The 24,976-nt window shown below is 45.1% G+C and carries 17 protein-coding genes; 7 read left to right on the top strand and 10 right to left on the bottom strand.

Translation table 11 applies throughout. The features are described from left to right. The first annotated feature begins 133 nt into the window (after window positions 1-133). A complete protein-coding gene (locus AB4493_RS17350; RefSeq protein ID WP_372116000.1) occupies window positions 134-1,504 on the top strand; it encodes an SLC13 family permease in 1,371 nt (456 codons plus the stop codon). A 254-nt stretch (window positions 1,505-1,758) separates the two neighbouring features. Here AB4493_RS17350 and AB4493_RS17345 read toward each other — a convergent pair whose 3' ends face one another. Continuing rightward, window positions 1,759-3,054 carry a GGDEF domain-containing protein gene (locus AB4493_RS17345; protein ID WP_065585186.1) on the bottom strand — a complete coding sequence of 432 codons (1,296 nt, stop codon included), beginning with the start codon at window positions 3,052-3,054 and terminating at the stop codon, window positions 1,759-1,761. Window positions 3,055-3,357: 303 nt separating this feature from the next. On the opposite strand from AB4493_RS17345, the gene AB4493_RS17340 reads away from it, so the two are divergent. Continuing rightward, entirely contained in the window at window positions 3,358-4,182 is an 825-nt protein-coding gene (locus AB4493_RS17340; RefSeq protein ID WP_372155512.1) for a DUF2797 domain-containing protein, read from the top strand. A gap of 132 nt (window positions 4,183-4,314) precedes the next feature. On the opposite strand, the gene AB4493_RS17335 is transcribed toward AB4493_RS17340, so the two are convergent. Together AB4493_RS17335 and AB4493_RS17330 are read right to left on the bottom strand one after the other, a co-directional pair. Beyond that, window positions 4,315-5,565, bottom strand: coding sequence for a diguanylate cyclase (locus tag AB4493_RS17335; RefSeq protein WP_372155511.1), 1,251 nt, complete (start codon window positions 5,563-5,565; stop codon window positions 4,315-4,317). A gap of 346 nt (window positions 5,566-5,911) precedes the next feature. Further along, complete coding sequence (locus AB4493_RS17330; RefSeq protein WP_372155510.1) at window positions 5,912-6,796, bottom strand: LysR family transcriptional regulator; 885 nt, start codon at window positions 6,794-6,796, stop codon at window positions 5,912-5,914. Window positions 6,797-7,029: 233 nt separating this feature from the next. On the opposite strand from AB4493_RS17330, the gene AB4493_RS17325 reads away from it, so the two are divergent. Beyond that, window positions 7,030-7,701: a type 1 glutamine amidotransferase domain-containing protein gene (locus AB4493_RS17325; RefSeq protein WP_229647063.1), complete on the top strand. Its 672-nt coding sequence runs from the start codon at window positions 7,030-7,032 to the stop codon at window positions 7,699-7,701. Window positions 7,702-7,869: 168 nt separating this feature from the next. Here the strand turns inward: AB4493_RS17325 and AB4493_RS17320 are convergent, their stop codons facing one another. Both AB4493_RS17320 and AB4493_RS17315 read right to left on the bottom strand, forming a co-directional pair. Next, the gene (locus AB4493_RS17320; protein ID WP_372155509.1) at window positions 7,870-9,105 is read right to left on the bottom strand and encodes a cysteine desulfurase-like protein; all 1,236 of its coding nucleotides are present in this window, start codon (window positions 9,103-9,105) and stop codon (window positions 7,870-7,872) included. After that, entirely contained in the window at window positions 9,089-9,745 is a 657-nt protein-coding gene (locus AB4493_RS17315; protein WP_029405418.1) for a 2OG-Fe dioxygenase family protein, read from the bottom strand. The genes AB4493_RS17320 and AB4493_RS17315 overlap by 17 nt, the downstream gene beginning before the upstream one ends. Before the next feature lie 806 nt (window positions 9,746-10,551). Here AB4493_RS17315 and AB4493_RS17310 point away from each other — a divergent pair. From AB4493_RS17310 to cydC, 4 genes are all read left to right on the top strand, one after another. Continuing rightward, window positions 10,552-11,598 carry a S1C family serine protease gene (locus AB4493_RS17310; RefSeq protein WP_372155508.1) on the top strand — a complete coding sequence of 349 codons (1,047 nt, stop codon included), beginning with the start codon at window positions 10,552-10,554 and terminating at the stop codon, window positions 11,596-11,598. Window positions 11,599-12,133: 535 nt separating this feature from the next. After that, entirely contained in the window at window positions 12,134-13,093 is a 960-nt protein-coding gene (gene trxB / locus AB4493_RS17305; RefSeq protein WP_012603688.1) for a thioredoxin-disulfide reductase, read from the top strand. A gap of 161 nt (window positions 13,094-13,254) precedes the next feature. Next, window positions 13,255-15,039, top strand: a complete 1,785-nt coding sequence (gene cydD, locus AB4493_RS17300) for a heme ABC transporter permease/ATP-binding protein CydD (RefSeq protein ID WP_017059751.1) — start codon at window positions 13,255-13,257, stop codon at window positions 15,037-15,039. Beyond that, entirely contained in the window at window positions 15,032-16,753 is a 1,722-nt protein-coding gene (cydC, locus tag AB4493_RS17295) for a heme ABC transporter ATP-binding protein/permease CydC (protein WP_372155507.1), read from the top strand. The genes cydD and cydC overlap by 8 nt, the downstream gene beginning before the upstream one ends. Window positions 16,754-17,095: 342 nt before the next feature. On the opposite strand, the gene AB4493_RS17290 is transcribed toward cydC, so the two are convergent. The 5 genes from AB4493_RS17290 to AB4493_RS17270 all read right to left on the bottom strand — a co-directional run bounded on the left by AB4493_RS17290 (window position 17,096) and on the right by AB4493_RS17270 (window position 24,880). Next, window positions 17,096-18,979, bottom strand: a complete 1,884-nt coding sequence (locus tag AB4493_RS17290) for a methyl-accepting chemotaxis protein (RefSeq protein ID WP_372155506.1) — start codon at window positions 18,977-18,979, stop codon at window positions 17,096-17,098. Window positions 18,980-19,302: 323 nt separating this feature from the next. Continuing rightward, window positions 19,303-20,874: a BCCT family transporter gene (locus tag AB4493_RS17285; RefSeq protein ID WP_017060963.1), complete on the bottom strand. Its 1,572-nt coding sequence runs from the start codon at window positions 20,872-20,874 to the stop codon at window positions 19,303-19,305. Between the two features lie 271 nt (window positions 20,875-21,145). Continuing rightward, on the bottom strand, window positions 21,146-22,744 hold the full coding sequence (locus tag AB4493_RS17280) for a BCCT family transporter (RefSeq protein WP_372155505.1): 1,599 nt from the start codon (window positions 22,742-22,744) through the stop codon (window positions 21,146-21,148). A 149-nt stretch (window positions 22,745-22,893) separates the two neighbouring features. Beyond that, window positions 22,894-23,532 (bottom strand): response regulator transcription factor, encoded by a 639-nt coding sequence (locus AB4493_RS17275; protein ID WP_017060961.1) that lies wholly within the window; start codon window positions 23,530-23,532, stop codon window positions 22,894-22,896. Then, window positions 23,525-24,880, bottom strand: coding sequence for a cache domain-containing protein (locus tag AB4493_RS17270; protein ID WP_017063573.1), 1,356 nt, complete (start codon window positions 24,878-24,880; stop codon window positions 23,525-23,527). Before AB4493_RS17270 ends, AB4493_RS17275 begins: the two co-directional genes overlap by 8 nt. Between the last annotated feature and the right edge of the window lie 96 nt (window positions 24,881-24,976).

Here is a 24,976-nt window from a genome sequence, read left to right as displayed (position 1 = left end):
ACGCCTTTATTAACTTAAGTAACATTCTCCCAACAAAGTCTGACCCTACATCAAGCTATATACCTCGAAAATAATAAGCACGACTCAATGAAGTCGTGCACCAATAAAACGAGGATAACAAAAGGAGCGTCTTATGACGGCACTTGTTACTACACTGAAACACTGGTTGTTCACCCGCAACAGCATGATATTAATTGGTAATTTCACGCTATTCGCACTCTTGCTCAACACCCTTCCTTTCGAATCACAAGTCAATACTGGTTTGAGTATTCTCGTGTTCGTTGCCATTCTATGGTTAACAGAAGCTATTCACGTCAGCATCACCGCTTTGCTCGTTCCCCTATTGGCTGTCTTGTTTGGTGTATTCAACACGCCCGCAGCGCTGGCTAACTTTTCAAACCCAATCATCTTCTTATTCATGGGTGGCTTCGCATTGGCAGCCGCACTGAACAAGCAAGAGCTAGATAAAGCGATAGCTGACAAAGTACTGCTGATAGCAAAAGGCAGAATGTCGGTGGCGGTGTTCATGTTGTTCGGTGTGAGTGCAGGTCTATCAATGTGGATCTCAAACACAGCTACCACAGCAATGATGCTTCCCCTTGTTCTTGGCATCATGAACAAGGTTGACCAAAGTGAAGACCGCAACACCTACGTGTTCGTGCTACTGGGTATTGCTTACTGTGCTTCAATCGGTGGCATCGCAACCTTAGTTGGTAGCCCACCAAACGCAATTGCGGCGGCAGAAGTTGGCTTAAGCTTCACAGAGTGGATGGCACTTGGCCTACCTATCTCAATGATCTTACTTCCAATCGCGATGATTATTCTTTACGTGATGACTAAGCCGAAGCTTGACCACAAATTCGAGCTAGACCATGCCCCAGTTGAGTGGACAAACAGCAAGAAAATCACACTGTCTATCTTCCTTCTAACCGTAACGCTTTGGATATTCGGTAAACCAATCAACGCAATGATTGGCGGATTCTCTAAATTTGATAGCTTAGTAGCGATTGGCGCAATTGTACTGCTTGGCGCTTCTAGAGCGGTGGAATGGAAAGACGTTGAGAAGACAACGGACTGGGGTGTGCTTATCCTATTCGGTGGTGGTATCTGCTTAAGTAACATTCTAAAAGCGACAGGAACCAGCGTATTCTTAGCACACTCACTAAGCGGATTTTTAGAAACAGCTGGCGTACTGCTTACGATTCTAGCCGTGGTAGCGTTCGTGGTATTCCTAACGGAATTTGCGAGTAACACAGCGAGTGCAGCACTTCTGGTGCCAGTATTCGCAACCATCGCTGAAGCACTTGGTATGTCGCCAGTTATTTTGTCTGCACTGATCGCTGTTGCTGCGTCTTGTGCCTTCATGCTTCCTGTTGCAACACCACCAAACGCAATCGTGTTTGGCTCGGGTCACATCAAGCAGAAAGAGATGATGCGAATCGGTATGGTGTTGAACCTAGTTTGTATCCTAGTTCTGACTCTGTTCGCTTGGATCTTCTGGTAAACACTAACGTTCTATAAGCGCATGCTTACAGGAATGCTCCCCTAAACTGGTTGAACTTCCCCCGGTTTAACCAAGACAAAAATGCCCGTTCAGCGTAAGCAAGCACTGAACGGGCATATAAAAACAAGAAACGCTTTCCCTTTTGGTGGCCCCGCGCCACCTTTTTTGTTTTGGCTTTTGGGAGAAGAACCATAAAAACGCCACACGTCACCTATGCACGTGTGGCTTATAAACTCATCAAAACAATTTTCAGATTAGTGACTCAAGATCACCTGGTTTCGACCTGAATGCTTTGCTTGATATAAAGCTTCATCAGCGCGAGCAATGGTCTCTGTCACTCGCTCTTGCTTCATCTCGGCAACACCGATACTGCATGTCAGCGGATCGCCATGAACCCAAAGGTGCTGGCTAACCAATAATCGAATGCGTTCAGCTTTTATCTGCGCCTCTCCGGCTTCGGTCTCAGGGCAAAAAACAATGAACTCTTCACCACCCCATCTCACCAACTTGTCGGTAGCGCTGATCGAACTGCCCACCACCATGCTGAACTCGCGTAAAATATGGTCACCCATTTGATGTCCGTACTTGTCATTTACACTCTTGAAGTAGTCGATATCGAGATACAACATACCCAGCTTGCCATGTCCTTGCTTCACATGTTGTGACTGCATTTTCAACCAATCACGAATCGCGTGGCGGTTTAGTATTCCGGTTAACTCATCACGATGGGCCATCTCTGAAAATTCAAAATTCTGTTCTCTCAGTGCGCGATTGACGTTCTTTAAGTGGTGATGTCTTTTCTCTGCGATCACCATGCGTTTTCTTGAACGGTTTAACTCTGACAGCAAGAATACGGTGCCCGTCCCCACCCACACAAACAGTAGGATCATGAACAAGCTTTCTGCGGTGATATACGAACCTTCGAACTCAATACTGCGGATGACGATTCTGTGGTGACCGAGTTTCGCTCCAGACGCAGTAGCAAACTCGACCATATTCACATTCGAAAATTCAGGGGCCGAATGCTCTAACGCAATGTCGTTGTCAGCCAGCCACCATGTCATCACTTGCAGATTTTTGATCGGGATTTCAATCACACCACCATCGATTCCTGGAGAAAACTCCATCCCATTGTACTTGTGCGTGTACTCGTCATCAGGAACTGAATAAGCAGGGTTGTAGTTACGTAGATAGGTTCTCAAACGGCCACTAGAGTCAGCCTCCGCATGGTAATCAATGTTCACTCTAAAGGTGTGGTACTGAGAAAGGTCAAGGCCCGAGGTGATGTCAGGGTTGATACGAATCGACAGCCCACAGTAAGGCCACGGATACTCAGATTCTTTAAGTTCACAATCGAGAGTGTACTGTCCATTTTCATAGGATAACTGGGACGTACTGACTCCCCTATCAACTTGATCACTGGTCGCGATAAATTCATATTTATCAGGGGTAATTGCCGTTATCACACGATTTCCGCTCACACGGTAATACTGCACAATGGCAAGCGTTGCGATAACTAGAAAGATAACAATCTTATGGATCCACTTCACGTCTAAGCTTCCGGCTTAAGATCCCTATAGTTGGGATTTCACGATAAAAAACAAATCAGGTAAATTAGTGATCTTAATACCAATAAATCACTAAAAAACGTTATATCACGCCCGAACAAAATGTCATACTATATTTTTATGCATGTATTTTCCGTTAATTATTCACGGCGAGAATCAAGTAATATTGCGTATAAAAACAGGCTCTATTTGTTATACTCATCGCATAATCATCGTTAACCGTACTGCCTGCTCACAGCGCAATCGAGTCGACGAAATAATAATCAAAATACAACGAGTAATGTCATGTCTTTATTAGCAAAAGGAACACTCAAAAAGATGAGTGCTTCCCTTGATGCCGCGGTTACCTACCGTTTGCCTGTAGGCGAAGAGTTTGTAGAGCTAAACCCTCTGATTGGTAAAACCATCAACCTCACTCACACCGGCAATATTTTTTGCTGCTCATGTGGTAAGAAAACTAAGAAGAGCTACTCTCAAGGCCACTGTTTTGTGTGCATGAAAAAGCTAGCAAGCTGCGACATGTGCATCATGAAGCCAGAGACTTGTCACTACGATGAAGGCACGTGTCGCGAGCCTCAATGGGGTGAAGAGAACTGCATGGTTGATCACTTCGTTTACCTATCAAACACATCAAGCCTAAAGGTGGGTATCACTCGTCATACTCAAATCCCTACCCGTTGGATTGACCAAGGCGCGACTCAAGGTTTGCCTATCTTGAAGGTAAAAACACGTCAGATCTCTGGCCTGATCGAAGTTGAGTTAGCGAAGCACATTGCTGACAAAACCAACTGGCGCACGCTGCTAAAAGGCGATGGCGACGATATGGAGTTGGTAGAAAAAGCCAAAGAACTATTGCCATTGGTTGAGGATAAAATCCAAGAGATCAGAGCAAAGTTTGGTGACGATGCAATCGAGATTCTGAGCGAAAACATCACTTCATTGAGCTACCCAGTTGAGCAACACCCAGTGAAGATTGTTTCGCATAACTTTGACAAGAACCCTGAAGTATCTGGTGTGCTGCAAGGTATTAAAGGCCAATACCTAATCTTAGATACGGGCGTGATTAACATCCGTAAATTTGGCTCTTACGAAGTGGAAGTGTCTGCATAACTTGTAGAACTTAAACGTTTCTTATAGTTAGAAGCGCTTAGTGAATAGCCAAAAAATAAAATGCCCTCAAGTGATGACTTGAGGGCATTTTTCGTTGTCGATCCTATTCGCTTTCGATGACGATTTTAGGCGTTAGAGCGCAACCACATCTCCGTCTACACAATTCTTGCCGTTGGCTTTCGCGCGATAGAGAGATTGATCGGTTAAATTCACGAGTGCATCAATCGTGACACCGTCTTCACAGGCTTGGCTATCACTGATTCCGATACTGACACTCGAATTAAATCGTAACTGTTCATCAATCTTAAATTCGGTTTGATTAAACTGCTCTCGGATCTGATCAGACACTTGACGCGAAATCTGAGGCGACGCATTAGGGATAAATACAATGAACTCTTCACCGCCCCATCGACCTGCGACACCGCCCACAGCCTCAACATTACGCTTAGTAATATCAGCCAATGCGCAAATTACCTCGTCACCCACCATGTGCCCGTAGGTATCATTGATCGATTTGAAGTCATCGATATCAAGCAGCATACACACTAAGTGAGTCTCAAAGACAAGGTGCTCTCTCAGCCACTCATAAATCGCCCTACGGTTAAGCAAATCCGTCATTTCATCGTAATTCGCTTGGTGTACCAACTGCTTTTCCAGCATCACCTTTTGAGTCACATCTTCGAGCACAACCTGAACGGCTGGCTGACCTTTCCAAGTAATCGCATTGTCGTAAATATTGAAGAACCGATGAACGCCGTCAAAGCCAATGTTTTCAACCACGGTACTAGTACCTGACAACTCCCCTGATACGATCGCGTGATAGTGCTTGCTGATGCCATCGGCATTCTGTTTTGGTACCAGTTCAAGGATAGAGTCCAGCTCTAATACTTGCTCGATGGAAGCCGCGCCTTGCATGTTGACCCAAGATTGATTAACCATCAGCGGCTTGAAATCTCGGTGAACCAAGATGCCCTGCCCAGATTGCATGATCATGTCGTGATACATCTTATCTTGCTCACGCACCGCATTTTGCAGCTGAATCGCAGGGGAAAGATCGATCACTGTGACTTGCAGTGCAGGTCTTCCCTGCCACTCCGTCACATGGTCGATAGAAAACACGGTGAACTCTCTGCCATTGCGATCAACATTGGTATAGGTGTGAACCTGAGGGTCGCGTTGACCACTGACCGTTTCAAGGTAATTTTGATAGGCGAGAACATGATAATCTTCTGAGATTAGATCTAGAAAGCTATCGATATTAGAAAGTAGTTCTTCGGGCGATTGGTATCCATAGATGCGAGCATAGTTAGCGTCAACACTCACTACATTCATATCTTGAATAGTTATTACACCGTACGTGGATTCGAAATTTATTGAAGACATTGCCAACTCCGCACTCTAGCTACACTTCATAAACTGGAGCATAACAACACATCCTGCCAACGCTTCCACACAATCTATCACGCGCTAGGGACATTAATATGCCATCTAGTATATCGTACTGTTGCGGCCTTCTCTACAACTCAATTGCTAACACGAGTTAGTAAAAGTAGACAAGCATCTCAATCCCATTATTCGCGTCAAAAAACAGAAATAGATAACCTATACCAATGTAACCATTATCTTTTTCTACTTTTGGCCTTGAACTGATGAAAGAATCCGCTCCCAACCACTTCAAATCCTGTTCGCTATTCTTTTAAACCTGCGCACTATTCTTTAAACCTACGAACTATTCATTCCAATCAGAGAAATATGAGACTAAGAAGTCGATAGCTAACCGTGCTCTCTGTGGAAGAAAACGACGGTTCTGATAAACAATCCAACTGCTTGTGCCCGCTCCCCAATACTCTTCTAACACAGGGACGAGTTTTCCATTGCTAAGACTGCCATTGAAACTGCTTTTAGGAAGATAAACGATGCCAAGCCCCTCTTCGCAAGCTTTCAGTACAGCGCTTGAATTGTTGCTTTTCCAACGGCCATGAACTCTGACTGCGGTTAGCGGATTTCCATCGTTCTCGAACAACCACTGGTCACTGTTGGCGATAATACAGCTGTGCAGCTTGAGTTGTTCTGGATTCGCTGGAGCACCAAACTCAGCAATGTAATCTTTGCTTGCTGCCGCTGCCATCGGGCGATCAACCAGCTTTCTTGCCACCAGCCCTGAATCGTCTAATCGACCATAACGAATGGCGAAGTCGATACCATCTTCGATGAAGTTAACCATCTTAGTATTGAAGTTCATTTCGATGGTGAGCTCAGGATGATCTTTGGCAAACTCCATCAGCGCTGTCGCAACATGATTTTCTGCAAATGCACCCGCAGCACTAACACGTAATGTACCGCTAAGCTGAGTTTGTTGAGACGTGACTTGTTCATTCGCTTGTTGCAGCCCAATGACCAAGTCTTTGCACTGCTGATAATAGGTATGACCCGATTCGGTCAGGCTCACCATCCGTGTTGAACGCGCAAGCAACGCCACACCCACTCTCTCTTCTAACCTTGAAACTTGGCGGCTGACATGGCTGGTACTGCAACCCAGTTGTTTTGCTGCTGCAGAAAAGCCATGACACTCAGCAACCGCAACAAACTCATTAATCCCTTCAAAGCTGTCCATACTTCACCTGTTTACATCTAACGAGTTCACATCCGACTAATTCTCATTCGACTGTTGCTATATAGCAATAATGTTTTGTCTATTCGGCATATTATCACTCAAATGGTTTACTACTAGTATTACAGGTAACGAAACAGCGGCATCTCTATTAAAAAGACTGATGTCTGTCTTAAAAACGCGGATGTCTAAACAACGACGCTGAAACCAAACAAACGTGCTCAAAGGGACGAATCATGAAAAAAATACTAATACCTGTAACTAACCACGCAACACTAGGCGATACAGATCAAGCGAACGGTACTTACGCGCCTGAACTGACTCATGCTCTGAAAGAGATCATTGCTGCGGGTTTTGAGTACGACATCGCGTCTATCAAGGGTGGCAAAGGCCCATTGTACGGAACCGATATTGAAGGGGATTCAGTAAACGCGGAGATCTTGGCTGATGATGACTTCCAAAACCGCATCAACAATACGATTCCTGTAAGCCAAATTAATGCAGCAAGCTACGATGCTATCTTCTACCCAGGCGGATTCGGCTTGCTTTCAGACCTAGCAACCAACGAGCAATTCGCTGCTATTGCGGCTAAGCACTATGAAGATGGCGGTGTGATTGCATCAGTATGTCACGGCCCTGCGGCGCTGCTTCCAATAGTTCTGAGCAACGGTGAGAAATTACTGAGTTCTAAATCGGTGACTGGCTTTACACGTGAAGAAGAGATCGACTTTGGCACCATCAACGACATTCCATTCCTACTCGAAGAGTCTCTTGCTCGCAGCGCTGCGCGTTTCAACAAGGTTCAACCTTGGCAAGAGCTTGTGATTGTTGATGAACGAGTGATTACAGGTCAAAACCCAACCAGCGCACACGCTGTAGGTGCATCTCTGGTTAAGCAGCTGTCTTAGTTAGATCGCTGTCTTGATTAAATAGCGGTCTTAATCGAATCACTGGCCTTACTCAAATAAGTAATAAGCGCGGTGAAACAAAAAAAGAGCATACTTCCACCTCAATATTCATGAGAGAAGTATGCTCTTTTCTAATTCTGTAACCATCTAGGTGTTAGTTACTTCTTGCTAGTGACTTCGCAAGATCCCTTCAAGCACATTGAACAGCAAGTCGATCTCTTCAATCGAGTTGTAATGCATACAACCAATACGCACCACGCCCTGCTCTTCGATACCTAACTGCTTCACCAACCCTAGTGCGTAGAAGTGACCATTCCACACACAGATATTATGTTCACCCAGCTTCTTGGCTATGAACTCTGGAGAATGGTTTTCAAAGGTAACCGCAAAGGTTGGCGTTCTTAGGTTCGAGTTAAACTCGGTTTTCCCGTAAAGCTTTGCCCCTTCAAGATCGGACAAGCGTTTAAGGAAGTACTCACTGAGTTGGCTTTCATGCTTATTATAAAGCGCGTAGCTTTGCTCTAAACGAGAACGTAATGAATCGGCGGGATCACCCAACTGCGCCAAGTAATCCACCGCCGCAATCACACCGGCAAGGCCTTCAAAACTTTGCGTTCCTGTCTCAAAACGACCTGGGCCGATATTAGTCGCAGGCTCAACCTTGTAAGGCTTTAAAGTATGCAGCCATTGAGGCGCAACATAAGCAATGCCCACATGCGGGCCGAAGAACTTATACGCTGAACACGCTAAGAAATCACAATTCAGTTGCTGAACATCAATCAAGTGATGAGGTGCGTAATGCACGGCATCGACATAAACCTGCGCACCATGCTGATGTGCAAGCTCGATAACTTTTGCCATGTCGACAATCGAGCCTGTCGTGTTCGAAGCAAACGTCACCGCGACAAGCTTGGTTTTCTCGTTCAGCAGCGACTCAAAGTGCGCCATGTCTAGGCTGCAATCCGACTCGTCTACGCGAACTTGGCGAACAATCGCGCCTTTGTCGTCTGCCGCTTGCTGCCAGCTCGATACATTTGAGTAATGGTCTAACGCAGTAACGATAACTTCATCGCCCTCTTTCCAATCGCGGCTGATCGCTCGGCTAAGTTGGAAGGTCAGAGATGTCATGTTCGCACCGAACACAACGTTGCCAGAAGACTCCGCATTAAGCAGTGCTTGCGCCGCTTCTCTTGCTTGCTGCATTAAGCTTGTGGTCTTTTGGCTAGAAAAATAGTGGCCGCCTAGGTTTGAATTGAAATGCCCTAGGTATTCGGTCATCGAAGCTAAAACATTCTCAGGCACCTGAGATCCACCCGGACCATCAAAAAAGGTCACAGGCTTGCCGTTATGGTATTGGCCTAAAGCACTAAACTGTTGGCGTACATCATTAAGAGTGAAGGACATTGCGCGCATCCTTAGCCGTTAGAACAAACACATCCATATAGCCCATCTCATCGTGGTCTATGGTACGAATCGGTTGTGCGTTGTGCCAAAGCTTGCTGTCGGCCAGCATTGCAACTTCGCCGTCTTCAAGCACTTTTCTAAAGAACGGTGCTTCATGAGAATCTTGGTACAGCATGATCTCGCCACCCACAATGTTATGACGGTTAACACCAATTAAAGCGATGTGGTCGAAGCCATCTTGGTGAACACCTTCTGGCGCAACCTGTGTCTCTTCAAAAATGGCAGCGATGCGGATTTGGTGGATTTCGATTTCTTGCCCGTCTTCAAGCCCATTGGTTTCAATGAACAACTCACACATCTCTTGCATGCCTTCGCTGCTTAAGATTGGTGCTTCAATTGGTTCGAATTGACGAACAACGTCACCTTGAAAGTGATTAATGTCTTCAGACTGAACAAAGTTATGTTTGTCTAGCTCTACGACTTGTCCATTACTGAATTGAACCACCGAGTACCTTCTCAATCGAAACTGACCATCCGCATGCTCTGTGCTTGGAAGCTTAGAGAATGACGGTGACAACTCCTCAACTGCGTGGTTACTGAGGTGGGTAATATGTAGGGTATTTTCGTGAGCATGTAACATCATCGACTCCTTAATGATTGTTAATTAACTTTCGATATTTAACGTTTTATTTACATAAAGGATACTTGAAGATCTTGCCAAATCAACATTAAACAATCATTTATCCCGTCAGATTTAATAATTCAGACACTAAATCTAACCTAAAATTCAAAAGCAGTGTATAACACCAAAATAAAAGATGACCAACTCTTAAAACTAGCACACTCCACTAGCTAGTTATAAATCCCTACAAATTTAAATTTAACGATATTATTAACTAGCAAGTGATGTTTCATATTGTGTCAGCCCTTTTACTTCAATACGCCAGCCTCCTTGCATGAGTTCAGGCATCACGCTCACCATCATTCATTTCTATGATTTTGCATAGCAAAATACGACCTACCTATCAATTGCCAAGCTATTGATTATTTACACAACAAACTGAAATTGGTTAATTTATAAGTACGCCAGAAACCAAACGCCTTTGCTTGCGCGTCTGGAACAGGTCGAGTTCGGGGGGAACTCGGCCGCTCTTAAGTAACAATTACTTTCTTTTAAGGTTACGCCTTTCTCAATTCCAATTCAGTTTGTGGTGTGTTCTCCTAGTATCAGTTAAGACTCGTATTTGAGTTAACCTAGAGAGCTTGATAATAAAGTGCTTTAAAAATGTAGATTCCGGCACTGATGTGCTAATTCCTACCCGTTGTTTTTCTAATACACTATCTAGCTACTTCGAGCTTTTTCGTAGCATTTTGAAACGAATGATCAATCAAACAACCATGAGGTTAATGGTAGAATTCTGCCCCTTTTTTGTTTTGGAGATGTTCGTGAAAAAGTTACTTTTGTTATGTATGGTGTCTTTGTCTTTAATGGGGTGTGTGTCATCGCAAGTAGCCATTGTGGATAACACTGCTGTAGGTAACAATAACATTCATGTTGTGATTGAAAGTGACGCGGTTGAGGATCGACTTGGTGTTGGTCCGGTTATCTTGAAGTATTTAGAAGATAAACAAATCTCATCAGAACTTGGTCATGGCGGCAAGCATTTTGCGCAATCAGGCACTGGTAGCGGTTTCTTGGTGGCTGAAAACAAATGGCTCACCAATTACCATGTAATAAAGGATTTAGATGACATTACTATCAGTTATGCAGGTAAGAACATTCCGGCTACTGTTATTGCTACTGATGAACATAATGATCTAGCCCTCCTCAAGGCAGACAGCGGTGATTTGAAATCAATAAAATTCGCTACAGCTGAAGTTGGAAATAGTATTTACGTATCGGGTTACCCGCTCTCTTCTATGCTGGGCGATTATGCAAGACTGACAACGGGTAATATAAGCAGTTTGTATGGATTTGATGGTAACACTAGCAACATACAAATTACGGCCCCGATCTCTCCAGGGAACTCAGGAGGACCTGTAACAAATACCGACTTTGAAGCGGTAGGTGTAGTCGTCAGCACGGCAAATACAGTCGCGATGGCTAATAGAATCGGTTCGCTACCTCAAGGCTTAAACTTCGCTGTATCTCCGAACATTGCCACAGGATTTTTGTTGCAAAATGGCGTTGAGACACCACAAGAAACAATAGATAGCGTTCAGGCGCTTCTCAGTAGTACGGCATTAATTTGGAATGGCAATTCAACAAACCAGAAGCGAACTTATATCGCCAAGTTTACTTATAGATATTATTGGGACCTAGGTAACCATCTGTCGTATATGAGATTGCACCTTATTGATAGTAATACCGGTGAAACGGTTTTAAAGTCATCCCTCGAAGCTGATTCAATGGGTGTCCAAGGTCCAGTTTATGACATGATGGACAAGATCACCTCGGAATTAGCGGTAGGTCACAATCAAACCAACATGTAATTTTGATAACCAAGAGTCAATATCAAAGAGTCGTTCTACTTAGTTAGTTCGGCTTTTTGGCCACAAGTTATCACTCGAAATTAAAGCTCTGATCGGTTTGGTTTATGGTTGGCCTTTCTCTACGCCTTGTGTATTTAAAGCACTTTTGTTTAACTGTCCTGAACCAATAGGGCTAGACGCTTCTGTAAGCGACTTTCCAACCCCAAAAGTTGCCCGAACCCTCGAGTTCGAGTGTTTTTTGTACTCTTAATTATAAACTTCAAAGCCTACATACTCTCTGAGCACTATAACATGCTCACTCCTCCACTAGCTTTTGAAGGCCCCTAACTAGCGATAGTGCTGACCTCCCCACCACACGTTAAACCTTGGGAAGTTCTCACTGACTCTTCCAGCCAGGAAAACGTTTGTCTCCATTAAGTTCTAACGTATAACGATTAATTACACTTCAGCCCTTGTTTACACTTTTATTGCCTCCATATTTTCCATACAATCCTAAGCGATTATAAATAAAAACAATTTCAATTTCGGAGTCCTCATGAGCGACGTAAAGCACTGTAATTTATTGATTCTTGGTTCTGGCCCTGCTGGCTATACAGCTGCAGTTTACGCTGCTCGTGCAAACCTAAACCCTGTACTTGTTACCGGTATGCAGCAAGGTGGTCAGCTTACAACCACAACAGAAGTGGAAAATTGGCCGGGTGATCCTGAAGGTTTAACGGGTCCAGCTTTAATGGATCGCATGAAAGAGCACGCAGAGCGCTTTGAAACAGAGATCCTGTTCGACCACATTAACGAAGTCGACCTTTCAAACCGCCCTTTCCGTCTTAAAGGCGATTCTGGCGAGTACACGTGTGATGCGTTGATCATCTCAACGGGCGCATCGGCTAAGTACCTAGGTTTAGATTCTGAAGAAGCATTCAAAGGCCGCGGCGTTTCTGCTTGTGCAACGTGTGACGGTTTCTTCTACCGCAACCAGAAAGTAGCGGTTGTTGGTGGTGGTAACACCGCTGTTGAAGAAGCACTTTACCTGTCTAACATTGCATCTGAAGTTCACCTAGTTCACCGCCGTGACACGTTCCGCGCTGAAAAGATCCTAGTGAAACGTTTAATGGACAAAGTAGAGAACGGCAACATTGTTCTTCACACTGACCGCACGCTAGACGAAGTTCTAGGCGACGACATGGGCGTAACCGGCGTTCGTATTAAAGATACTCAGTCTGATAAAACGGAAGACATCGAGGTAATGGGCGCATTCATTGCTATCGGTCACCAACCAAACACTGAAATCTTCAAAGGCCAAGTCGACATGAAAGATGACTACATCATCGTTCAGTCTGGTCTTGAAGGTAACGCAACACAAACCAGCATCCCTGGCGTGTTCGCTGCAGGTGATGTAATGGACCACAACTACCGCCAAGCAATCACTTCTGCTGGTACAGGTTGTATGGCTGCACTGGATGCTGAACGCTTCCTAGATGGCCTTAACGATAAGTAAATATGAGATTGCAGATTTGATTATCGGTGCTCTCGCCTCAGTAGATGCAGGGCGTCATCACATTTTGTTGTAAATCCCTAGAGCCCAGTGGTATATCCACTGGGCTTTCTTTTGTATACTAGCCGCCCTCAACAAATAATAATTATCATTAAGCCTTCATAATGGATAAGAAAAAACAACGCAGCTTGAACAAGTGGCTTAAGCAACAAAGTAAGTTAGCGAAACGCTGGCTTATGATTGCGATTAGCCTTGGCGTACTTTCAAGCGTGTTTTTAATTGCTCAAGCAGCTCTTCTCGCCTCTATTCTTCACCAGCTGATCATCGAGAATGTCGATAAGTCTGAACTGGTTGGTCATTTTGCTGGCTTGGCACTTTCGGTCGTTGGCCGTGCGGGCTGTACATGGGGTCGTGAGATCGCAGGTTATCGCTGTGGTGAACAAATCCGTGTTTACATTAGGCAACTCATCCTAGATAAATTACGTGAGTTAGGCCCTGCTTACATTAAAGGTAAACCTGCCGGTACGTGGGCAACGCTGTTGCTAGAACAAGTAGAAGACATGCAAGACTTCTTCTCTCGTTACTTACCTCAGATGTCTCTGTCGGTAATGATTCCATTCATTATTTTGGTTGTGGTGTTCCCAGTTAACTGGGCAGCAGGACTGATCTTCTTGATTACTGCTCCACTGGTGCCGATGTTCATGGCACTTGTTGGTATGAAAGCAGCCGATGCAAACCGTAAAAACTTCAAAGCACTGCAACGTCTTTCTGGTCACTTTTACGACCGTTTGCAGTCAATGACAACCATCCGTCTATTTGACCGCACAAACGCTGAAACAGAAGTATTGAAAGGTGCATCTGAGGTGTTCAGAACGCGCACCATGGATGTATTGAAGATCGCTTTCTTGTCGTCTGCAGTACTTGAGTTCTTCACGTCTATCTCGATTGCGATGACGGCGGTTTACTTTGGTTTCACTTACATCGGCGAGCTTAACTTCGGCCACTACGGCGTTGGCATTACGCTATTCGCAGGTTTGTTTATCCTTATCTTGGCGCCAGAGTTTTACCAACCTCTGCGTGATTTAGGTACTTTCTACCATGCGAAACAACAAGCGGTTGGCGCAGCGGAAAGTATTGTCGAGTTCCTAGAAACAGACATCACTAAAGTTAAATCAGGCGACACTCAGTTAGACCCGGCTCAAGGCATCAATATTGAAGCTCAAGATCTGAAAGTATTGAGCCCTGAAGGTGTTCAACTGGTTGGTCCTATCTCGTTCGCGCTTAACACTCGCCAATCGACTGCGTTAGTTGGCCCAAGTGGTGCAGGTAAAACAAGTTTGATCAACGCTATTCTTGGTTTCATGCCTTATGAAGGAAGCTTGAAAATCAATGGCATTGAACTGCGTGACCTAGACTTAGCCTCTTGGCGTAAAACCATTAGCTGGGTTGGTCAAAACCCGTTGCTACTGCACGGCACAATTCGTGACAACGTCACTCTAGGTAAGCACGATATCACTGACCAAGTTGTCGAGAACGCACTTGAGCAGTCTTTTGCTAACGAATTCGTAAATGAGCACGGCTTGGATTACATGATTTCTGATCGCTCTGGCGGTCTGTCTGTGGGTCAATCTCAGCGTTTGGCTCTGGCTCGCGCAATGATCCAAGACGGTCAGTTCTGGTTGCTCGATGAACCCACTGCCAGCCTAGATACTCGTAGCGAACAGTTGGTAATGAAAGGCATCAATAGCAACATCGAAAGCCGCACTGCCCTGCTTGTGACGCATCAACTTGCCCCGCTTCAATCGGTCGATAACATTCTGGTTATGCGCGATGGTGGTCTGGTTGAACAAGGTCATTACTCTCAGCTTTCGACTGCGGGTGGTTTGTTTGAAGAGATGCTGAACGCGAACTTAGCTCAACAAGATAATAAGGGTAATTTAGATGCGTGATTTACTGCCTTACCTGAAACTCTATAAAAAGCATTGGTTTGGCCTATCGCTAGGCATGCTATTGGCTTTTGCTACTCTGTCGGCTTCTATTGGCTTGTTAACGCTATCAGGCTGGTTCATTTCAGCTTCTGCGGTTGCAGGCCTTACGATTGCACGTGAAACCTTCAACTACATGCTACCGGGTGGTGGTGTACGTGGTTTGGCAATGAGCCGTACTGCGGGTCGTTGGGGTGAACGTGTTGTCAGCCACAATGCAACATTCAAATTGTTAACTGATCTGCGTATCTTCTTCTTTAAGAAGCTGGCTCCGCTGATCCCAGGTCGTATTTCAAACCTTCGTGATGCCGACCTACTGAACCGTTTGGTTGCCGATGTCGACGCCATGGACCACGTGTACTTACGTTTAGTAAGCCCAGTGACGGTGGGTGTGTTCGGGATCTTCTTCCTGACTCTGTTCTTGATGTGGTTCGATAGTTCGCTTGGTTTGGTCTTGGGTTCTATCCTTCTGATCATGCTGTTGGTTTGGCCAATCTTGTTCTACAAATTGGGTAAACGTAACGGTGGTGAACTGACACAGAACAAAGCTGATCTTCGTGTGACTACGTTAGATTGGATTGAAGGCTACAGTGAACTGACTCTGTTTGGTGCGGAAGAACGTTACCGTAATGCGATTCTAGAGACACAACAGAAGCTGATGGCGAATCAGTTTGTGAATGCCAACCTAACCGGTATGGCGTCAGCAGCACTGATGCTGTTCAACGGTTTGACACTTGTTCTTATGCTTTGGCTTGCGGCTGACGGTGTGGGTGGTAATGCACCAGACCCGTTCATCGCGCTAATGGCATTCGCAACCATGGCAAGCTTCGAGCTATTAATGCCAATTGCAGGTGCGTTCCAGCATTTAGGTCAAACTCTGTCTTCAGCACGTCGCTTGAACGAAGTTATTTTGTCGGAGCCTGAAGTTCAGTTTTCTGAAGAGAAACTCGACATCAACAAGCCGCTTGATATTACGTTCTCAAACGTGACGTTCAACTACCCTGACTCTGAGCGCAGTGTTCTGAACGCTGTTGACCTAACGATCCCTGCCACGCACAAGGTTGCGATTGTTGGTCAAACGGGTTCTGGTAAATCGACTCTGATTCAGCTTCTGACTCGCTACTGGGATCCTAAAAAGGGCTACATATCAATCGCGGGTATTGAACTGACGCAGTGGAACGAATCGCAGCTTCGTGAATCAATCAGTGTAGTAAGCCAACGTGTCGACATTCTAAATGGTACTTTGCGTGACAACTTGTTGATTGCAAGACCAGAAGCGACCGATGATCACTTAGCAAATATCCTAAGAGATGTTGGCCTAGAAAAGCTGCTTGAGAATAATGCACTTGATAGCTGGTTAGGTGACGGTGGTCGTCAACTGTCTGGGGGTGAGAAGCGCCGTATTGGTATCGCACGCGCGATTCTTCATGATGCCCCTATCCTGCTTCTAGATGAGCCAACAGAAGGCTTAGATAAGCAAACAGAACACAGCATCATGACGCTGTTCGAGAAGCACTTTGAAGGCAAGACGGTTATCTTCATTACGCACCGTTTGATTGGTCTAGAGTCGATGGATTCGATCGTTCTGATTGAACAAGGCGAGATTGTTGAAAACGGCTCTCATGAGAAACTGTTAAACGAAGCAGGACGTTATTTCCAACTTCGTCAGGCAATCTAGCTTCCCCTTAAGCTATAAAGAAAACTATTCAAGGCCCGAGTTTATGCTCGGGCTTTTTTGTGTCTGTGATTCTCCTGAACTACACCCTTCTCCAATCAAACTTGGCCAGTCACTTACAATAAGTACTGACCTTGATGCCAATACCCAAACAGCTTAAAAACGACAAGCGAACGACCCTGCGATGGTTAAATTTATGGAGCAGTACTTCCCTACTCGTGCCAACCTTAAAGCGAAATTCCCTGGCTATCCGAATAACTAGTTAGGGATTCATAACTCTAACTAGCACGCACAAAAAAGCCGAATGTGATAATCACATTCGGCTTTTAAATTACGAGTTAGTGCTTAAAGCTTGAAGCGGCTGATTTCGCTTTCTAGCTCGTGAGACAGCTCAGAAAGTTGAGCGGCTTGCTCTGCAGCTTGGTGTGCTTCGTCTGCTAGCTCGTTAGATACGTCACGGATTCCTTCAGTGTTACGAGTAATCTCAGACGTTACTGACGCTTGCTCTTCTGCAGCAGAAGCAATCTGTGTTGCCATGTCGCTGATGCGTTCAACAGCAGCATGGATTTGCGTTAGGCTTGCAGCCGCTGAGTTCGCGTCATCAACACTGGTTTCAGCAAGAGTACGGCTATCGTTCATGATGTTAACCGCTTTGCCTGTTGTACCTTGCAGCAACTCAATCGTTTGTTGAATTTCTTGCGTTGAACCGTGTGTACGTTGGCTCAGAACTCGAACTTCATCCGCTACTACTGCGAAACCACGACCTTGCTCACCGGCACGTGCTGCTTCAATAGCGGCGTTAAGTGCAAGTAGGTTTGTTTGTTCTGCAATACCTTGAATGTTAGACAAGATAGCGTTGATGCTGTTGCCGTGCTCTTCAAGTTCTAGAATCACGTTGGTTGCGATTTGAACTTCTTGAGCCAGGTTTTGGATAGAGCTTTGAGTCTGTGTCACTTGACCAGTACCGTGCTCACACGCGCCAACCGCTTCAGATGAGTTCTGTGCAGTATGGTCTGCGTTACCTGCGATCTCTTGTGTTGCTGCAGCCATTTCGTTAACGGCTGTTGCTACCATGTTGATCTCGTCTTGTTGCATTTGGATACGAGCACTACGTTCTTCAGCTTGAGAAGCCGTTTGACGCGCTTGGTTGCCCAGCGCAGCAGATACTTCGCTTAGCTTGATCACCATGGTGTGCATGTTGCCCACAAAACGGTTGAAGTTTGCTGCAAGCTGACCAATTTCGTCGTCGCTCTTAGGCTCAAGGCGTTGAGTAAGATCGCCCTCACCTGAAGCAATTTCTTCAAGTGCTGCTGAAACGCGGTTTAGGTCGCGGAATAGGAAGCTTACTAACCAAGACACAAGTACGATTACGATGAGCGTAATAATGACAGCAGTGATGATCAGCTGAGTAAGTAGCGTTGAGTGGTTCGCTTCTTCTGTTGCTTTGTCCATCTGAACCGCGAAGATCCAGTTAGTGTTAGGCACCTTCGTGAAGTAAAGCAGCTTGTCTGCGCCGCGCTCTTTGATGATCTCGATGCTACCCGTACGCACTGCGTTTTCGATGATAAGCATAGAGATATCGTTTGAAAGCTGGCTTACCGGCTTCAAGCTTAGTGCTGAATCTGGGTGTGCTAGGAATGTGCCGTCAGAGGCATCAATTAGCATTGCGTAAGCGTTGTCACCAACATCAAGGCTGATTACATCGTTAACCAACTGGTCGATCAGTACGTCTGCACCAACAACACCAACAAGTTGGCCATTGTGGCGAACAGGTTCTGCGATCGTTACTAGAAGTGCTTTGGTGATTGCATCTTGGTAAGCCGTAGTAATGATTTGCTTACCTGCAGCGTTTGCTTCTTGGTACCAAGGACGTTGACGAGGATCGTAATCTGCACGATTACGTTCAGGATGTGAACGGTACATTCCACCTTCTGGAGTACCTAAAAAGATATCGTCAAAGCCACCCGCTACACGAGCTTGTCTAAGGAAAGGAACAACATCATCCTCTCGTGAAAAGTCATTAAATGCTGATGCGATATCAGTACGGATATCAATCCAGTTTTTAATACCTTCAGATGCTGCTTCAGATACGCTTTCAGCTCGTAGGTATACGCCATTACGAGTCTGTTCAAATAATTGGTTTGCTGACAACCAAGTCAACGCTGTAGCCATAACGACAACAGCAGATAGGCTAGCGCCTATCAACTTCTGCTTTAGTGTTAGTTTCATGTCAAAGTTTCACGAGTGGTGGGAAATCTCGCGCATACTACCCAATATTAGTATTAAATTCGAGCGATTTCACAATTTAATATTGGAATATAATTTTAAGCAAACCATAAGCTTAAGTAATGTCAAATCCTTGGCTTATCGCCAAATTTAAGGCTGTGTTGTCTCTACGGTTATTAACATTTTTATCGCACTTCACATGCTTAAAAGAGACAAGAAAACACGGTAAAGAGGAAACAAAAAAGGCAGAAGAGTTTCCTCTTCTGCCTTCATATTATTTACCGTTCTACTGCGTATAAATTGCAGTAGATTTCAGCTTAAAAAGCCTAGCGTTTTTCTGTACGCATACCCATTAGCAAGCTCACACACATCAGTAATAGAATGATGGTAAATGGTAATGCCGTCGAGATTGCACCCGCTTGTAGAGCTTGTACTGCTTCAGTACCACCAACCCACAATAGAGCCACAGCAATCGCACCTTCTAGGAACGCCCAGAACACACGTTGAGGCACAGGCGTATCAACTTTACCACCCGCGGTGATGCTGTCGATTACTAGAGAGCCTGAGTCAGACGATGTAATGAAGAAGACTAGAACCAATACAACCGCAATGATTGAAAGCAGAGTCCCGAACGGCAGTGCATCAAACATTTGGAACATTGCTAGTGATACATCTGTTAGGCCGTCTTGACCAAGAATACCAACGTTATTCACGATTTGGTCAATCGCCATGCCACCGAATACTGACATCCAAATGATAGTCACTGTAGTCGGTACAATCAGTACTGCTGTGATGAACTCACGAACGGTACGACCTTTAGAAACACGTGCGATAAACATACCTACGAATGGAGACCATGAGATCCACCAAGCCCAGTAGAATACAGTCCAACCGTGCATCCACGTTTCATCTTCACGACCGTGAGGGTTACTCAACGGAATGATGTTTTCAATGTATGCCATCAATGTCGTTGGGATAGAACCTAAAGTCACCGCGTAGCCGATTAGAGCCACTAAGATAAGCAGTAGGAAAGCCACCAACATGTTGATGTTACTGATAACTTTAACGCCACCATCAATACCACGAAGTACTGATACTACCGCCAATAAAGTCACCGCTGTAATCACAATAACTTGCAGACCTAAGCCCGCTTCAATGCCGAATACATGCTGAATACCACTTGCCGCTTGTTGTGCACCAAGACCTAACGATGTCGCCAGACCAAATAGCGTTGCAAGTACAGCAAGAATATCAACAATGTGACCTGCCCAGCCCCAAGCTCTATCACCTAAAATTGGGTAAAAGATAGAACGGATAGAAAGAGGCAATCCCTTGTTGTAAGAGAAAAACGCAAGTGACAGTGCTACTACGCCATAAATCGCCCAAGGGTGTAGACCCCAGTGATACATGGTTGCGCCCAATGCCAGTTTTGCAGCTTCTGGTGTGTTTGGTTCAACACCTAACGGAGTTTCAAACCAACCCGTGAAGTAAGCCGCTGGCTCTGCCACACTCCAGAACATCAAGCCGATACCCATACCTGCGGCAAACAGCATCGATAGCCAAGAGAAGAATGAGTAATCTGCCGTCGCATCAACACCACCAAGGCGGATTTTGCCGTACGGAGAAACAATCAAACCTAAGCAGAAAATTACGAAAATATTACCCGACCAGATGAAAAGCCAATCAAACGAATTGATAATCTGGCCTTTAACGCCATCTAGCGCAGCCTTTGCTGAAGCGGTATCTGTAATAAGAACACCGATCAGGAACAAAGCGATAAGTCCCGCACTAATACCAAATACTGGGTTATGAACATCAAAACCCCATTTTTGGACGTTATCTTGACCGACAGTGTAATCCGTACTGTCGATACTGTATTTATCTATACCTTTAGTCATCATCCCTCTCTACGGAATTCTATTAGGGTCTATTGACCTCGTATTCCTTACTTACCTGCGACTTAATTACAAACTCGAACCTACGATCCAAGTAGTACAAGCTGTTGTCACAATAATTCAAATACTTGGATGTCTGAAGTTTAGCAGGTTAACTTGTTGTTTTCAGTAAACTAGAATCGGCTCGATGGAATTTCAAACAATATTCACGTAATTACTCAAGTTTATGACGAAAAAAAGGTCGACCCTGTCGACCTTTTTATCAAAAATACTTTTAACTCAAAGCATTTTGGTGCTTAACCAATTGATTTTCAGTTCGTAAACCGAGTAATAAGCTTAGGCACATAAGCAATAATATGAAGGCAAATGGTAGCGCCATCGATACCGTTCCAGCTTGCAGTGCTTGAATAGATTCCGTACCACCAACCCATAGTAGAACCGCTGCAATCGCGCCGCCCATCAACGCCCAAAATACACGTTGTGGAACCGGTGCATCCACTTTACCGCCAGAGGTAATGCTATCGATAACCAATGAGCCTGAATCAGAAGAGGTGATAAAGAACACCATAATCAAACCAATCGATACCACTGAAAGCACAGAGCTCATTGGCAGAGCATCGTAAGTATGGAAAAGAGAAAGTGTAATATCTTGCAGACCATTCACACCAATCTCGCCCACCTTGTTCGCCACTTGATCAATCGCGATGCCACCGAAAATAGCCATCCAGATGATGATTACTGTCGTTGGGATGAACAATACAGCAACGATAAATTCACGAATCGTTCGACCTTTAGAGATACGAGCGATGAACATGCCTACGAATGGTGACCAAGACATCCACCATGCCCAGTAGAATACCGTCCAACCTTGCATCCACGTTTCATCATCACGCCCATGAGGATTACTTAAAGGAATGAAGTTTTCAATGTAGCCCATTAGCGCGGTTGGGATTGCTTTAATACCCGCCATGCCACCTGCAATCGTAACAAAGATCAGCAAGCCTAAAGCCACCAGCATATTCACGTTACTTAGCACTTTTACGCCGCCGTTGATGCCACGAACCACGGACATTGTCGCTAAGAAAGTAACCACAGCGATAACAATCAGCTGCATGCCAATACCGCCATCGGTACCAAATACATGGTTAATACCACTTGTTGCTTGTTGAGCACCTAAGCCCAATGAAGTTGCAAGGCCAAATAGCGTTGCAAGCACAGCGACGATATCAACAATATGACCAAACCAACCCCAAGTTCTATCACCCAAGATAGGGTAGAAAATAGAGCGGATTGATAGAGGTAAACCTTTATTGAAGGTGAAGCAGGCAAGCGCTAGAGCAACAACCGCGTAAATCGCCCAACCGTGCAGACCCCAGTTGTAGATGGTTGCACCAAGAGCCAACTTCGCCGCTTCAGGAGAGTAAGCTTCAACACCTAGTGGTGTTTCATACCAGCCAGTGAAGTAAGCTACTGGCTCAGCAACACCCCAGAACATTAAGCCAATACCCATTCCTGCGGCGAATAACATCGACATCCAAGATAGGTTTGAGTGCTCTGCTTTGGCATCATTGCCACCAATACGTATCTTGCCATACGGGGAGACAATGAGGGCAAAACAGAAAATTACGAAGATGTTTGCTGCCCACATGAAGAAACCATCGAAGTTACCAATGACTTTCCATTTGATTCCATCAAGCGCCGCTTTTGCGGTTTCAGGGTCTGCGACTAGAAGTGCCAACAGGAAGATAATGATCGCCCCTGCACTGATTCCAAATACTGGGTTATGAACATCAAAACCCCATTTCTGAACGTTATCTTGTCCTACTGTATAATCGGTATTTTCAATACTATACCTATCTTTTACAGGCTCCATGCTTCCTCTCTAATTTGCAGCGCACAGTTTGCAACATTGCATTCGGCGCTTAAATTTCGAAAAGAAGAATATCAACCTGTCGCAAAAATACTAAAAAAACCTCCATAAAGGAGGCGTAAATTACACATTTAACGTTATTTAGCGTAAGATCAGTCCACAAGCCCGGAGCTGACCGCATATTTAGCAAGCTCTGCCGTAGAGTGAATATCGAGCTTATGCTTAATATTTTGCCTATGGGTTTCTACCGTTCGATAGCTGATATTCAGCGCCTTTGCGACCTCTTTACTGCTCTCCCCTTTTGCGACTAATTTCAGCACAGCCTCTTCACGTCTGCTCAATGGATTCTTGACAGATGGCGTGGGAGTAATCGGCTGAGTAAACAAATTCTGCGTGACTTTTTCACAGAAATAGGTCGATCCTTGATTGACCGTTTTGATTGCCTGTACCATTTTTTCAGCCGAAATCTCTTTCAACATGTAACCGACAGCACCCGACTGCATCACCTTCATGATGTATTCACGGTTGTTATGCATGGTCAGCATCAGGACCTTGGCTTCTGGGTCTTCTTCTTTAATCAGATGGGTGGCATCAATGCCATTCATGATAGGCATGCTGATATCCATCAACACCACATCAGGGCGCAGAGACTTAACGACCTCTACCGCTTCTAGTCCATTGCTGGCCGTACCTATCACGCTAATATCTGGCTCGAGTTCCAATCTCGCCATAAAGCCATCCAGTACCACTTGGTGATCATCAGCAATCACAACTCGAATAACTTCACTCATTCATTAATCCCTCTAGTGTCAGTAACACTGTAATTTCCGTTCCGAGGCCAATCTCACTCATCAATTCAAAGTCACCACCGATGAACTCCACTCGCTCTCTCATGTTACGCAGCCCGATCCCTCGTTTTTCCATCGCTTTATAGGTGTTGAAACCGACACCGTTATCTTGAATCAGTAGTTGCAACACATTACCAATTTGCTGAGCGATAACCGTTACTTTGGTCGCTTGTGCATGTTTTTCTATATTATTCAGCGACTCTTGCACGACTCGATATAGGGTCGTCGCCGCCTCTGATTTTAACTTACCAGGTTGAGTAGCAAACATGGTCTCGACTTCTATGCCCGAGTGCGCCTGAAAATCTAACAGTAATGAAGACAATGCCGCTTCTAAGCCTATGTCATCCAATGAACTTGGACGAAGTTGATGCGAGATGTGCCTCACTTCTTCGATCGCTCGCATCAGTGAATGCTGCGACTTATTCAAATGTGCTTTAAGGTCTTCATTTTGTAGCTTATTACCGAGCAGTTCCAAATGGCAACGACTCGACACTAATAATTGGTTAATACCATCATGCAACTCACGCGCTAGATGCTTCTTCTCGTCTTCTTGGAACATCACCGTCTTATGCGCCAGCTCCTTTAAGTTGTTATCAGCAATCCGATGTTCATGCATGTTAATAGCCAAGGTCAGCACGATGATGACCGCGACCGTTACGCTCAAAATCACCACAATCGAAAAGAACGTGGTTTCAATATTCTTATTTATCGCAGCCTGCATCGAAGCCACTTCTTGGTGTACGTCTTCAATATACAAGCCGGTGCCAATCATCCAGTCCCAACGCTCTAACCAAGCGGCGTAGCTCAGCTTAGACACCACCTCACCCGTCGACGGTTTTTGCCACAAATACTGGTGAAACCCGCCTCCGGTTTGCGCTTCTCTTAACAGAGCCTCTATCAGAAAATCGCCATCTTCATCTTGCAGTTGGAGTAGGTTTTGGCCTATCAATTCTGGCTGAATTGGATGAACCAAGTTGGTCCCGAGGCGATCGTATGCGAAGAAGTACCCATCAGAGCCATATCTAAGTTTAGACAATATGGTTCGAACTTTTTTTTTGGCTTGGGCTTCTTGGATATTTGGATCGTTATAGACGTGTTCTATGGCGTCGAACGCGAGATCAACCGTGTCTTTGAGGGCGTTTTCACGCGACTTGATTAGGCTGTCTCTAAAGATCTCGACTTCTTTAGCGCCTAACGTCTTAGTCTGGTGCAGCGAGATCCAACTAATACTCGCCGTTACCAGCAGCAACGGGAGCAACGTCAGCAAAATCAGCTTGGCTTTTAGAGGCATTCCTTTCCCTCACAAAAAACGGCTTACTGAACATCAATAAGCCGTTTTACTTTAGCAATTTATAGATAGCCGTTGAAACATATCATTCACATTCTT

This window comes from Vibrio sp. 10N.222.55.A1 (assembly GCF_041473835.1).
Classification (GTDB): Bacteria; Pseudomonadota; Gammaproteobacteria; order Enterobacterales; family Vibrionaceae; genus Vibrio; species Vibrio crassostreae_C.
Note: the sequence above shows the minus strand (reverse complement) of the source record. Positions and strands in the feature narration are given on the sequence as shown.